Below are 13,262 nucleotides of genomic sequence, written 5' to 3' on the forward strand. Positions count from 1 at the left end.
CTCATAATAACTACTTCAAGCCCAAAAAAGAGTTAAGTATGAGTGTAGAAGTCAAGATTTGATCTTACAGACGCTATAAATTTTGCACCTGATTGTCAGTTAAATTTTGACTGTCAGACAAGTATTCAAGATACAAGATCTCATTATTTTTTTCAATAGCTAATTTCTTACTATCTTGAAAAGTTTTCATAGGAGTTTTACCATAACAATATTTTCCTGAATGTGGTCGCTCATTATTGAAATGCTCTAACCAAATATCAAGATCTAATTGTAAATCATCAAGATATGTATAAATCTTTTTCCGCATTGCTGTATCAAAGAATTCTTGTTTCATGGTTTTATTAAAACGCTCACACATACCATTTGTTTGGGGAGAATATGCCTTAGTTGTAGTATGTTCTATACCTTCTATGCTAAGAAATAACTCAAAAGCATGATGCTCTATATTGCCCTTATATTCTGACCCACGATCTGTAAGAATACGCAGTATTGGTATCCCTTGGCTCTCATACCATGGTAACACCCGGTCATTAAGCATATCAGCAGCAGTAATTGCTGTTTTATCAGTATATAGTTTAGCATCCGCTACCCTAGTATAGCTATCAATAAATACCTGAGAATAAACCTTACCTATACCTTTAAAATTACCTACATAATACGTATCCTGACATCCTAGATAACCTGGATGCTGCGTCTCAATTTCTCCATGTGCTTCTTTTTCATTACGACGCTTCTCTAGTACTTGTAACTGAGCTTCAGTAAGAACAATCCCATCTTGAGCCATCTTTGCTTCTAATGCTTTAAGCCTTTTACTGATATTGTTTAAATCATTACGTAACCAAGCGGAAAAAGATTTATACATATCTTGATGATTTACAATTAGATCTTGATATTTGGTTAGAGCATTTCAATAATGAGCGACCACATTCAGGAAAATATTGTTATGGTAAAACTCCTATGAAAACTTTTCAAGATAGTAAGAAATTAGCTATTGAAAAAAATAATGAGATCTTGTATCTTGAATACTCGTCTGACAGTCAAAATTTAACTGACAATCAGGTGCAAAATTTATAGCGTCTGTAAGATCAAATCTTGACTTCTACAAATCAGGGAACCCTGGACTCCATATTCAAAAGAGTAATACTACCATATAAATTACTTATAATAGACGAGTTTGGGTATCTGCCGTTAAAACAGGAACAGGTCAATCTGTTATTTCAGGTTATAGCAAAGCGTTACGAAAAGGGGAGCATAATCCTAACAAGCAATCTTCCATTTGGGCAATGGCATAATAGTCTTGCTCAGGATGCTGCTCTTACAGCTGCTATCTTAGATCGTCTACTTCACCACTCTACTATACTCAATATTAAAGGTGATAGTTTCAGGCTTAAGGATAAAAAGAAAGCTGGTTTTGTACCAACGGGAATCATTAACAAACAGGAGGATAATCTTATGATTTAAATATCGGATAATTTTTTTATGATACTGTATTAATTTTCAGTCGGCTCATATTAAAAATCTGTATCATTTTTCGACCGGGGTTGACATCTGTATCTTTCAGAGAAAATAACGAATTTATAAATTGGCTTATCCAGCCATTTATCCATTTCGGAGAAAAATTATGAAATATAAATGCTTATCCATTGCTGGATTTGACGGATCAGGTGGTGCTGGTATCCAAGCAGATCTTAAAACCTTCTCTGCTCTTGGTTGTTACGGCATGACCGTTCTAACAGCCTTACCTGTACAAAATACATGTGGGGTTAGAGGCTGCTATAATATTTCACTAACCTGTATCAAGGAACAATTAGAAGCTATTTTTGATGATATTGTGCCGGATGCAATAAAAATCGGTATGTTATTTTCGTCTGAGATCATTGAGCTTGTTGCAAAGTGCTTACGTGAGCGAGCTAAGAATATTCCCATTGTTTTAGATCCTGTCATGATAGCCAAGAGCGGCGATTTATTGTTGCAAGAAAATGCAGTGGAAGCCTTAAAATCAATACTCATCCCGCTTGCTACAATAATTACACCAAACCTACCCGAAGCTCGAACTTTAATTGCAGGAGAGCATAAGAAGCAAGTGTTAGCAAATCATTTACTAAACTTAGGATGCAGCGCTGTACTTCTTAAAGGTGGGCATGAAAGTGGTTCAACATCTGATGATATATTCTTAGACCGTAATGATGGCTTGCACATCCTATCTTCAAAACGCATTATTTCAAAAAATACACATGGTACAGGGTGTACATTATCTGCTGCAATTAGCAGCTTTCTAGTTCAAGGCGTAGGGCTTCTTGAAGCTTGCAAACTTGCCAAGCAATATTTATTTGAAGCAATTCAGGCAGCAGAAGATCAAAGCGTAGGAAAAGGTCATGGACCAGTCCATCATTTCTATAAGTATAATGGTACCCAAAAACTAGACAAGAAAATAGAGAAAAGTAGGTATAATATCTCCTAGGAAAAGGAGCAAAAAATGAAAAAACAAGTTAAAAAATATAGTGCAGAAGAAAAAGCAAAAATAGCAATTGAAGCAATATCTGGAGAAATGACTATAGCTCAAATTACCAGCAAATATGGTGTTCACGCTAATCAGATTTATAAATGGAAGAAAGAAGCTTTAGATTTTATGGTTTCTGGATTTAAATCGAAATCTAAACAACAAGATACCGGCCAAGAAGATTTAATTAAATCATTATTTGAGCAAATAGGCCAGTTAACAGTTGAAAGAGACTGGCTCAAAAAAAAATCTAGTATCTTTGGATTTAGAGGTTAGGAAAAAAATGATAAGTTATGCTTCAAAATTAACCATAGCAAGACAATGCGAACTTTTAGATTTAAACCGCTCAAGTTACTACTACCGAGCTAGGAATACCTTAGATGATAAGGAGTATAGAGTACTGAACAGAATTGATGAGATTTTTACAGAGCATCCCTATTATGGTACTAGAAGAATGTCTCATGTCCTAAAATCCGAAGGGTTAAATGTTAGTCGTAAGATGATAAGAAAATATTATAAAATACTTGGTATTGAAGCAGTATACCCAAAGATTAATTTAAGCCGTAGGAATCAGGCTCATAAAGTATACCCATATCTATTAAATAATATAGAGGTGGTTTGCCCCAATCAAGTTTACTGTGCAGATATTACTTACATAAGATTAAAGCAAGGTTTTGTATATTTGGTTGCTATAATGGATTGGTATAGTCGTTATATTTTGAGTTGGCGGGTGTCGATTAGTTTAGAAAATGATTTTTGTATTGAAGCTCTAAATGAAGCAATATCTATACATGGCAAGCCTGACATTTTTAATAGGATCAAGGAGTACAATTTACATCAAAAGATTTTACTCAAATACTTGAGCAACAAGGCATAGCTATTAGTATGGACGGCAAAGGCAGAGCCTTAGATAATGTATTTATTGAACGTTTTTGGAGATCTTTGAAACAAGAGAAGATTTATCGTTTTGATCTTGAAAGCAGTACTAGATATGGCAATAGAATACCCGGCTTATGGTCAGATGAGAGTATCAAATGAACTTAAAAAGACTGGTATTCTTGTATCGCCTGGAGGAGTAAGATCAATTTGGTTGCGTAATGATTTAAATAATATCAGTAAAAGACTTAAAGCATTAGAAGCTAAGATGGCTCAGGATGGTGTTGTTCTTACCGAGGCTCAGTTACAAGTGCTAGAGAAGCGTCGTAATGAGAAAGAAGCACATGGAGAGATTGATACGCAGCATCCGGGTTATTTAGGGTGTCAGGATACATATTATGTGGGCAATTTTAAAGGTATAGGTAAGGTTTATTCTCAGGTATTTATTGATAGTTACAGCAGAGTCGCTGATGCTAAACTATATACTGATAAAACAGCACTTACCGCTGCTGATATGCTTAATGATCGGGTATTACCATGGTATGAGAGTCAACAAATACCAATACTTCGTATTCTAACTGATAGAGGTAGTGAATATAAGGGCAATATAGAGCATCATGCTTTTGAATTGTTTCTAAGTATCGAAGGTATAGAGCATACTACTACTAAAGCATATTCTCCTCAAACAAACGGTATGTGTGAGCGTTTTAATAAAACTATAAAACAAGAATTCTTTGATACAGCTATGCGGAAAAAGATTTATACTGATCTTGACGATCTACAACTAGATATTGACATTTGGTTAGAACATTATAATAATGAAAGACCACATGCTGGAAAATATTGTTATGGAAAAACTCCTATGCAAACTTTCAAGGATAGTAAAAAATTAGCTGTTGAAAAGAATAACAAAATCTTATATCTTGAGTACTCGTCTGACAGTCATAACTTATCAGACATTCAGATATAAAATTTATAGTGTCTGTAAGATTAAATCTTGACTTCTACACTCCTTTAGAACAGAAGTTGTTATTTAAAAGGTTTAATAATGGTGCTAATCCACCTAAAGAGTTATCAGCTAAAGAAGCAATTAAATTGATTGCTAAATTGGGTGGGTATATTGGTAGAAACCGTGATCATCCACCTGGTATTATAAGCTTATGGCGTGGGTGGACTAGGTTGATGAATATGGTTAGTGATTACAAGATTTTAGTTGGAATAGAGATATAGAAACTTATGGGTAATGCTAAGCCTTCACCAGACGCTTACAAACCATATTGGGTCATGCCATTCAATGTATTCTATACCAATATAGTTAACTGATTCTTAGTAATTCCAATGGCTGGTCTGTTATTTAAATATGCACTTACTTTATAGTAAACTCAACTTAAATTTAATCATCTAATTCTTCAATTTGCTTTTTAGTTAAGCCAGTAGACTCAGATATTATCGTAATTGCCACTCCTGATCTTTTCAAGTTTCTTGCTATGGCTATTTTTTCTTTGGCTTCCCCTCTAGCTTCAGCTTGTTCTAGAGCATATTGTTCTACTGCTTTGTTATCCATGATGCGTTTAATTTCCTGCTCATAAGCAAGGAGTTCTGCTTCATTCCAGTTAAACTGATTTAATGCTTCATAAGCACGCCCTACTACAAGATCACTACCTATAATTTTCTGCAGGTCAGCTTCACTTGTGTTAGCAGCATACTTAAAGAAATAGCACCATTTTTCGGTAATAGTTTTTAAGTCTTCAATTTTATCTATATTAAATTTAGGTAGTTCAATAAAGCTAAAAGAGAAATCCTTTAAGTCATGTTCAAAAGTAACTTTATCAAGGATGACATGATGAGAGATATAATCAGCTTTATCAGGGAAGATAATATAATCACTAATAGCAATAAAGATGACTTCCTTGAGGTTAGCATAGAGACCGTCTTGTTTTTGTCCTTGGGATAGTTGTCGAGAATAGGCTTTAGCAGCATAATATTGAGCTCTTTTCTCAAAGCCTTTAGAAGGGGAGACTTGCATTTCTACAATGACTTGTGTGCCATTTTGAGCTTTACATAGAACATCAACAAGAGATTGTTTTTTATAAGCAATATCAGGGTCTTGGACAGGACTTAGGAAAGTAACATCCTTTATTTGTTCATCATCTTTAAATTCCATGATATCATTAATAAAGTGAATAAGAATGTCTTTGTTCTTTTCAGAACCAAAGATTTTCTTGAAGGCGACATCATTTTTAGGATCGAGGAACTTTGAAACTGCCATAATTAGTTACTAATATTTGTATATACATTAACATATTATAGCACAAAATAGAAGATAAGTAAGTTATAAATTTGTTTTACATAATCTTGGGTGTTTATTATCATCAATGAATGTAAAGCGGTACAAGCAAGTATTAGAGGTTATTATCTCTGATACGCATAATGGTTTGCCTGCTTGTATTAAAATGTCTTGCAATAGATGTGATAGTTTTGCCAACTTGTAGTTGCTGTATAACCTGTTTTTTTTGTAATTCTGCTAAAATTTGTGGTCGTCCGAGAGTTTTACCATTTGCTTTAGCTCTCGCAAGCCCAGATTGAGTACACTCTATTAACAAATCACGCTCAAATTGAGCAACAGCATTAATTACTCCCATAGTCATTTTCCCAGCTAAACTGGTAAGATCAACACCCCCAAGTGCAAGACAATGAACTTTAATTCCTATTTTCTCTAATTTGTTAACTGTGATGCTGACATCAATAGCATCACGTCCTAATCGGTCTAACTTGGTAACAACTAGAACATCGCCATTTTCCATCTTATTTAACAGATGTGCAAAACCTTGACGCTTAGCTATAGGCATAGAACCAGAAACCGTTTCAGTAATTATACGATGTGGTGCAATAATAAATCCAGCTGATTCAATTTCCCTGATTTGATTTTCAGGTATTTGTTCGAGTTTAGAAACGCGGGCATATGCAAAAGTACGAGACATAGAAGATAGTGTAAATTGTATTAAAAAGGGTGTCCTGAATATAAGGTCTGTACTAAAGTAAGTCAATATAATTTATGGACATAGGAACAAGGGGTGTACGGAAACGTTCGGGGCTGTTGAAAAAGTCCAAAACTATTTTTCCACTGTTTATTTTTTTATAAAAATACTGCTAACAATTACGCCTTTTATAAAAGTGATGTGGCTATAGTATTCCGGACAGTTAGTATGAGACAATATTAACAGAAAGGAAATACAGTATGACAAAAACAAAAATGTATTCTAGTGAATTTAAAGAATCAGCAGTTAAATTGGCAACTGAATCGAAGCGACCTGTTATTCAGACTGCAAAAGAATTAGGTATCAGTAAGAATACTTTATATAGTTGGATAGATAAATATTCTAAACAATTTGAAGAATCAATAACAAGAACAGATGAACATCTGTATGATGAATTAAAAAGATTAAAGAAAGAGCTGGTGATAGTAACACAGGAGCGTGATATACTAAAAAAGGCTGCAGCGTACTTTGCAAAAGAGTCCCTGTAAGGTATGCATGGATAAAGAAGCATCAAGATGATTTCTCAATTGCAATTATGTGCAAATGTATGAAGGTATCACGTAGCGGTTATTATGAGTGGTTAAATAACCCTGGATGCAATAGGGATAAAGAAAATAGAGAATTAACCTGTAAGGTTAGAGCTATTTTTCAGGAAGGTAGACGAAATTATGGATCTAGACCCATTAAAAAGGCTTTGTTGAGGCAAGGCATAATTGTTAGTCGTAGGAGAATTACAAGACTAATGAATGAAGCTGGCTTAGTATGTAAAACTAAGTATAAATTTAAAGCAACTACTGATTCTAAGCATAATAAGCAAGTTGCTCCTAATTTATTGGATAGACAGTTTAAAGTTTCTAATGTTAATTGTTATTGGGTTGGTGATATCACCTATATCCCAACTGGAGAAGGATGGTTATATTTAGCAACAGTTATTGATCTATTTTCTAGAAAAGTAATAGGCTGGTCAATGAATAGTAATATGAAAGCTGATTTAGTTAATAATGCTTTGCTAATGGCAATATGGCAACGTAAACCACCTAAAAAGCTTATTTGGCATACTGATAGAGGTAGCCAATATTGTTCTGATAGTCATTTAAAACTTATAAAACAACATGGTATTATACAGAGTATGAGTCGTAAAGGAAATTGCTGGGATAATGCTGTTGCTGAAAGCTTTTTTCATACTATAAAAACAGAATTAATTTATCAACATAAATTTAAAACTAGGGAGGAAGCAAAACATGCTATATTTGAATATATAGAGGTATTTTATAATCGTATAAGAATGCATTCTGCTAACGATTATCTATCACCAGTACAATACGAAAAAATACAAAAATGTGCGTAAAAAACTGTCCGGAAAACTGTTGACAGATCAGTTATACGAAATATTAATTCCTGTAATTTTGATGTAATGCTCTATTCAGGAAAATTAAATCCTGATAAATTACTGAAAATTAAACAAGGTATTACAAAAGCATTCAAAGAAATGATAAGTCAAAGAATAGACGAGATTTCACCCGAAACAAAGACTATAAAGTTATATATATTTAATAATAGTGATGATTATAAGCATTATGGTAGTAAATTTGGACTAGGTTTGGGAAATGAAGGTGGAAAACATTATTATGTAGGAGAAAATAACGTTCTTTCTCAAATATATGTTTACCAAGATGGGAATGTTTATAATTTAGTACATGAGGTTGTTCATGCTACTATTGCATATATTACGCATAATACAAGAATACCTACTGTGATAAATGAAGGTATTGCAGAGAAAATTCAATATAATTCAGATGAAGGTTCTACTGCTCAAGGTGTAAGCATAGATGCTACTAGAAAGCAATTGATAGGGGATTATGACTTAAATAAAATGCTTAGCTTGGAATATTCCAATGACCCTGCACAAAATGCATTAGTATATAGGGTAGGACATGCTTTAACAATGTATTTTGACTGGCAAAATCCGGAAATATTAAAAAGTTATTTGCTAGCGGTAAGAAACAGTAAAGATGGAGATATAGATCATGCGAATCAGATTTTATATCAAAATTATGACAATGAAAAGTTTAAAACTTTCTTATTTGAGCATAGTACTGAAACTGAAATGAAAAACATTAATGCTTTAAAAGTAGAACGTGGAGAGAAACTAGCTACACTACAAGAGCTTGTAGGAAGTCAATATGAAAATGTTACTTATTATGAAGCAAATATAAAAACAATGGATGGAATGGAAATAGTCGGTAAATTTTCTCCGGTTTATCATAGTTCTACAGGAAATACTGTACGTATTACAAGTGCAAATATGCAAAGTTATTTTGACCTATCACAGCAATATAACTTTATGAAAGTCGTAAGACATGGAGGCGAACTAAAATTAACTTATTGTGATAGGGATGGTCATGAATATAAGGATTCACCGGAGTATGAAAAACAAGTCAATGACATAAGACCCCCCTATAGGAGTGAGAAAGATTATCAAAATATACTAGAGAAATTAACATATTTTGGTCTAAATTCTGTACGCAATGTAAAGGGGCATGAGTTCTTAAGTTATTTGAAAGAAGGTGCGATATTTCCACTAACGGCACTTAGTGCACATGAAGCAAAGAGTATTAGTGGAATATCGATATATAGTAATGGAGTAAAAATAGGAGAACTATCCGGTGATACTAGTTATGTGAAAGTGATCGGAAATGATGAATTTATTGTGCATGATGATCGCTTAATGAATATGCATATAATATTTGAGGAGGCTTATGTTGCTGTTAGGAAGGAAGATCAGGGATATAAAATATCTTTTATAGATGGTAGGAAAGTCGAGGCAGATCAATATTTTGATACACCGCATATTCATCTAAATCCATTATTTGATCCAAGCATTAATAATATCGAACCGAGTAGAATTACTACGGAAATTTTACTAAGAGATGCTACGATTTTAGATCATGCAGATTCAGAAACGTCTAAGTATTCTTCAAATCATACAGCTTATAAACCCATAATAGAGAAAGGTAAATTACTCGATGATAAGGGAACTGAGCGAGAAATAGATGATGTATATGAGGCAAATACAGTACATTTAGGGAATGTAATAGATACATTTAGGAATATTGGATTTTCAATATCAGAGTCTAATGATTTATTTATATCTGAACATGGCAAGGGGCTGAGGTATCAATTGCCAAAGGAGATTACCCACCTTAAGCTAATTAAACTTGTAGGTAACGACGGTACTATAATAAATAGATTGGTTCCTACAACTCAGGATGGTAAAGAGTTTCCTGACGGTATGCCTAATATACCGGATGAATATAGATTGATTGATCCTATATTTGCCCACAAATATGAAAAAGAAGATCATTCACATCAACATGTTACTATAGGGTTGATTAATTTTGATCAATATGCAACTAATGACCTTTTTAAGATAAAATATGATCCTGATGATTATCATATAAAAAAAGATCAGGAAGGTAACATATTAAGAGCAAGTAGTAGCACAACATATATAACAAAAGTGAAATTATATGATCAAAGCGGCGAGCAAGAATTAGGTATATTATCTAATGATTTTCATCAATTTAAAGGGAAGGTGTTTATCTCTTTTGATTATAATTATAGTTATAGAGACTTTTTGATGTCTTATGCTCCAAAGATTACATATAAAACCCTTGCAGATGGAACTAAAGTAGGAGTTTTTGAGCAAAGTGAAAGTGATATAAGCAATAATAATTACCAAGACTATAAGAGAGTAGCAATTAGTCAGGACAGTATTAAGTTTCCTATACAAAGTGAGGCTATAACTCCAGAAGGGCAATATCCAACAATATACCTTGATCAGAATCCTTCTAGTATAATTGGCAGTAATCCTATACCAAATCCTTTTAATATAACAATCACTACATTATCAGCTGAAAATAATAACACCGGAATAAGTACAAATGCGTATGTTGCTATAGGTAGTGTGGGTGTAGGTGCACTAATTGGCACTACTATTGCTGCTGCATATAAGTTATATCGTTATTTTAAAAAGAAACCTAAAGAGAATGATGAGACTTATAGTTTTATGTCGTTTAAAGAGAATGACGAGACTGATAGTTTTATATCGTTAGATTCGCTATCAGTTGACGATGAAATTAACCCCAATTTTACTGCTAACCATAATGCTCAGCATCAAAGACTGTTCACTTTCAAGCCTGATACTCATAATACACGGGAAGAAGATACTTGTAGTGTTTTATATGCCGTAAAACCAGATACTGTAGTAGAAGTTGACCTTAGTGGACTACCGCCTCCACCACCTGACTTGTGATATAATAAATAAGAGGTCCAAAAGAGTTTTAAGTATGCATATAAGTATTAATTTTGAAGCGTTTAAGCCACGCTTCATTTTTTTATCGTACAACGTGAAATTTCTTATTGACTTTCAACGAAAAAAATATAATTTCTTTACAATTAATTAAAATCTTAAGAAGATGTTAAGTTATCAAGCGGAACAAAGGAGCTTAACAACAGAACAAAAGCAGGCTGTAAGTATATTGTCTATAGGTACTTTCCTTGAGTATTTTGACCTAATGCTTTACGTCCATATGGCGGTATTACTTAATGAGCTTTTTTTTCCACAATCGGATACTCGTACTGCTAGCCCGGATATTGCATGAAGTGAGATTTAAAGTAAGAAATTGAGTAATTTATAATATTAGCAATGATACTTTTGTAAAAATTTTGCCAAAAAGTGCTTTGAAGCCGTTATTTTCAAATTTTAGATGTAATGCCCCTTACCCCATTTTTTCTAAGCACCGGGAACAGTGCTAATCTAGGTTATTCTAATGCTAATTTCTTCATCACATGATTCCATACCTGTCGGTAAGGATATGATGAAGATAACAAAAACTTAATACGCCTAGTATTACGGATAATTACTACCCCAATTTTTAATAATTTTAAACGTATTGTACCTATTTGTGCTTTTGCTAATGCACTACCTTGTAATAAATTACCTCTGATATATTCTACTAAAGTGTATGCAAGACCCGATAAAATCATTCTGAGCTGATTAGCCCACCATCTATGACAAGAAGTACGATCTGCAAATAATTCTAGTTGTTGCTCTTTTATACGGTTTTCCATATCACCACGACCACAGTAAACTTTGTCGTATAAATCTTCAGGTTTATCTGATAAATTAGTTACTATATACCTTGGATTTTCTCCAAGCATTGTCATTTCTGCCTTACCAATTATTCTACGTTCATGACTCCAACTACCAGCCTTATATGGAAACTCACTAAAAAGACGTTGCTTTTCTTGGGTTATAATAAATGCTGCTTTTGACTTCTCCATTGTAGGTTTCAGTAACTCATTTAGTCTGTTATTTTGGGGCATTCCTACAATATATTTTATATTATGAATATCACACCAATCAAACATCTGATGACGACAAAATCCACTATCACCACGAAAAATAATCTTTACCTCTGGCCAAGCTTGGCGAAAACGTTTTACTAACAATGATAATATTGCCCAAGAATGTTTTGCTTGATCCTGCTTTGACGTCCTAAGATAACTAACTAACAGATGCTTTCCACAAAAAACATACAAAGGTAAAAAGCAATTATGACCGTAATAACCATGATAAAACTTACCTTCCTGTTGCCCATGAATTTCATCATCCGTAGCATCAAAATCAAGTATTAGCTGCTTTGGTACTATTTTATGAGACTTAATAAATTTATCAAGCATTAGTTCATGCACTTTAATTGCAAAGTGTCTATCAGCATTGTTTTCTATACGACATAAGGTAGAACTACTTGCCATATCATCAATTGTTTCCATAGCTGTTTGCATAGCAGGACATTTTCGTAGATAATTGTGGTCATTTAAATCTTCATAACCTAATGCAATACCATAAATTCGTTGCCTCAGCATTGTTGCCATATTATGGGTAATTTTACTACCATCTCGTCTATCAGGAAATATTTTAGCAAGCTCCTCTGTTATACCAAGCCTTTTATCTGCTTCTCTTAATAACAACACACCTCCATCGCTACTAATATCACCTCCAGTGAAATTTATCTCTATTGTCCGATTTTTTACTTTGGAAAACTGGTAACTATATGCTATACAATTTGTCATGACAAAATCCTTTGTATTATTCTAATGAAATACCAGTATTATACAGCTTTACGAGGATTTTGTCTCCTATATCTCATGCAATATCCGGGCTAGCCTTTACGCATCTGCTGCCTTTTGTTCTACATTTGTTTTTCGACCGATTGGAGCTTTAATATTTGGCTGGATTGGTGATAATATAGGTCGTAAATCGACCGTAGTATTAACAACAACGATGATGGCTATATCTTGCTTTATTATGGCTAACTTACAAACCTTTGCAGAAATAGGAGTTACAGCTGCGTGGGTAATGACAGCTTGCCGTGTAATTCAAGGTATCTCCTCTATGGGGGAAATAATAGGTGCTGACCTTTATCTAACTGAATCAATCAAACCACCTATACAATACCCAGCTGTAGCAATATTAGAAAGTTGTTTTGTGTTAGGAGGGTTCGCAGCTTTAGGTATGGCTTCTCTTGTTACTTCGTTTGGGTTTAATTGGCGCATAGCATTTTGGATTGGTGGAGGGATTGCATTAGTTGGCGGATTTGCAAGAACTAAACTAACCCGGATATTGCATGAAGTGAGATTTAAAGTAAGAAATTGAGTAATTTATAATATTAGCAATGATACTTTTGTAAAAATTTTGCCAAAAAGTGCTTTGAAGCCGTTATTTTCAAATTTTAGATGTAATGCCCCTTACCCCATTTTTTCTAAGCACCGGGAACAGTGCT

Annotated in this window: 11 protein-coding genes and 5 pseudogenes; 12 read left to right on the plus strand and 4 right to left on the minus strand. The window is 33.6% G+C overall.

What is annotated here, in order from left to right; genetic code table 11:
• Positions 1 to 73: 73 nt before the first annotated feature.
• Positions 74 to 847 (minus strand): annotated as a pseudogene (locus tag AAGD48_RS08660) (integrase core domain-containing protein); the annotation flags it as partial.
• On the opposite strand from AAGD48_RS08660, the pseudogene AAGD48_RS08665 reads away from it, so the two are divergent.
• The 8 genes and pseudogenes from AAGD48_RS08665 to AAGD48_RS08700 all read left to right on the plus strand — a co-directional run.
• Positions 844 to 1,074, plus strand: a pseudogene (locus AAGD48_RS08665) (IS481 family transposase); the annotation flags it as partial. The pseudogenes AAGD48_RS08660 and AAGD48_RS08665 overlap by 4 nt on opposite strands.
• Positions 1,075 to 1,104: 30 nt before the next feature.
• A pseudogene (locus tag AAGD48_RS08670) lies at positions 1,105 to 1,461 on the plus strand (ATP-binding protein); the annotation flags it as partial.
• A gap of 160 nt (positions 1,462 to 1,621) precedes the next feature.
• Complete coding sequence (gene thiD, locus AAGD48_RS08675; protein WP_341789696.1) at positions 1,622 to 2,461, plus strand: bifunctional hydroxymethylpyrimidine kinase/phosphomethylpyrimidine kinase; 840 nt, start codon at positions 1,622 to 1,624, stop codon at positions 2,459 to 2,461.
• A gap of 15 nt (positions 2,462 to 2,476) precedes the next feature.
• Entirely contained in the window at positions 2,477 to 2,776 is a 300-nt protein-coding gene (locus AAGD48_RS08680; protein ID WP_045812944.1) for a transposase, read from the plus strand.
• A gap of 7 nt (positions 2,777 to 2,783) precedes the next feature.
• Positions 2,784 to 3,377, plus strand: coding sequence for an IS3 family transposase (locus tag AAGD48_RS08685; protein ID WP_341789697.1), 594 nt, complete (start codon positions 2,784 to 2,786; stop codon positions 3,375 to 3,377).
• A gap of 8 nt (positions 3,378 to 3,385) precedes the next feature.
• The gene (locus AAGD48_RS08690; RefSeq protein WP_341789698.1) at positions 3,386 to 3,538 is read left to right on the plus strand and encodes a hypothetical protein; all 153 of its coding nucleotides are present in this window, start codon (positions 3,386 to 3,388) and stop codon (positions 3,536 to 3,538) included.
• Positions 3,471 to 4,346 (plus strand): annotated as a pseudogene (locus AAGD48_RS08695) (IS481 family transposase); the annotation flags it as partial. The gene AAGD48_RS08690 and the pseudogene AAGD48_RS08695, both read left to right, overlap by 68 nt.
• An 8-nt stretch (positions 4,347 to 4,354) precedes the next feature.
• Positions 4,355 to 4,606: a hypothetical protein gene (locus AAGD48_RS08700; RefSeq protein WP_341789699.1), complete on the plus strand. Its 252-nt coding sequence runs from the start codon at positions 4,355 to 4,357 to the stop codon at positions 4,604 to 4,606.
• 163 nt (positions 4,607 to 4,769) lie between these two features.
• Here the strand turns inward: AAGD48_RS08700 and AAGD48_RS08705 are convergent, their stop codons facing one another.
• Both AAGD48_RS08705 and AAGD48_RS08710 read right to left on the minus strand, forming a co-directional pair.
• A complete protein-coding gene (locus AAGD48_RS08705; protein ID WP_341789700.1) occupies positions 4,770 to 5,645 on the minus strand; it encodes an Rpn family recombination-promoting nuclease/putative transposase in 876 nt (291 codons plus the stop codon).
• A 133-nt stretch (positions 5,646 to 5,778) separates the two neighbouring features.
• Complete coding sequence (locus tag AAGD48_RS08710) at positions 5,779 to 6,357, minus strand: recombinase family protein (protein ID WP_341789701.1); 579 nt, start codon at positions 6,355 to 6,357, stop codon at positions 5,779 to 5,781.
• A gap of 257 nt (positions 6,358 to 6,614) precedes the next feature.
• On the opposite strand from AAGD48_RS08710, the gene AAGD48_RS08715 reads away from it, so the two are divergent.
• The 3 genes and pseudogenes from AAGD48_RS08715 to AAGD48_RS08725 all read left to right on the plus strand — a co-directional run.
• Positions 6,615 to 7,762, plus strand: a protein-coding gene (locus AAGD48_RS08715; RefSeq protein ID WP_410526007.1) for an IS3 family transposase whose coding sequence is annotated in 2 segments (ribosomal slippage) — positions 6,615 to 6,861 and positions 6,861 to 7,762 — 1,149 coding nt in all. Because the reading frame shifts where the segments join, the coding sequence is not laid out codon by codon here.
• 66 nt (positions 7,763 to 7,828) lie between these two features.
• Positions 7,829 to 10,729 (plus strand): hypothetical protein, encoded by a 2,901-nt coding sequence (locus tag AAGD48_RS08720; protein WP_341789723.1) that lies wholly within the window; start codon positions 7,829 to 7,831, stop codon positions 10,727 to 10,729.
• Between the two features lie 163 nt (positions 10,730 to 10,892).
• A pseudogene (locus AAGD48_RS08725) lies at positions 10,893 to 11,063 on the plus strand (MFS transporter); the annotation flags it as partial.
• A gap of 175 nt (positions 11,064 to 11,238) precedes the next feature.
• Here the strand turns inward: AAGD48_RS08725 and AAGD48_RS08730 are convergent.
• Positions 11,239 to 12,552 (minus strand): IS1380 family transposase, encoded by a 1,314-nt coding sequence (locus AAGD48_RS08730; protein ID WP_341789277.1) that lies wholly within the window; start codon positions 12,550 to 12,552, stop codon positions 11,239 to 11,241.
• Positions 12,553 to 12,691: 139 nt separating this feature from the next.
• Here AAGD48_RS08730 and AAGD48_RS08735 point away from each other — a divergent pair, with 139 nt between their 5' ends.
• Entirely contained in the window at positions 12,692 to 13,135 is a 444-nt protein-coding gene (locus tag AAGD48_RS08735; protein ID WP_341790776.1) for an MFS transporter, read from the plus strand.
• The last annotated feature ends 127 nt before the right edge of the window (positions 13,136 to 13,262 follow it).

Origin of the sequence: Rickettsia endosymbiont of Polydrusus tereticollis (assembly GCF_964026385.1) — a bacterium.
Lineage (GTDB): Bacteria > Pseudomonadota > Alphaproteobacteria > Rickettsiales > Rickettsiaceae > Rickettsia.